A 555-nucleotide genomic window follows, 5' to 3' on the forward strand; every position below is an offset into this window, starting at 1 on the left:
AAACAGGTCGTGTTGAGAAATCAAACACAATCACCACTCCAGCAGTAGATAAGATTGTCGAAGTTGGAACTAAGAAAGTAGTAGCCCCAGTTGTAACGACTAAGGAAGAGACCAAGACAGAAGAAGTTGCTTTCCAAACTAAGGAAGTAACAAATCCAGATCTTCCAGAAGGAACTCGCCGAGTGAAAACAGCTGGCCAAAAAGGTGTTCGCACCATTGTTTATACAGTGACTTACACAGATGGAAAAGAGACAGGTCGTGTTGAGAAATCAAACACAATCACAACTCCAGCCGTAGATGAGATCGTTGAAGTAGGAACTAAGAAAGTAGCTTCTACAACAACCAACGGTGATAAGAAGGATCCTGCAACAACAGGAAACCAAGCCGAAAGCACTAAGAAAGAAGAAACTGCAAGTCAAGATAAGAAAGCTCTACCAAGCACAGGTACAGCAGTATCTAGTCTTCTTTCAGTCATCGGTCTTGCCTTTGCAAGTCTAGCTGCTTTTGTCCTTCGTAAGAAAGACTAAGGCTCTCTAATTGTACAAAAGCATCTTT

1 protein-coding gene is annotated in these 555 nt (G+C 42.0%); it reads left to right on the top strand.

What is annotated here, in order from left to right:
* A partial coding sequence (locus HMPREF2885_RS03620) for a G5 domain-containing protein (protein WP_148131125.1) occupies positions 1-527 on the top strand: 527 nt, incomplete at its 5' end.
* Positions 528-555: the final 28 nt, after the last annotated feature.

Source organism: Streptococcus sp. HMSC062H02, from assembly GCF_001813005.1.
Taxonomy (GTDB): Bacteria; Bacillota; Bacilli; order Lactobacillales; family Streptococcaceae; genus Streptococcus; species Streptococcus oralis_S.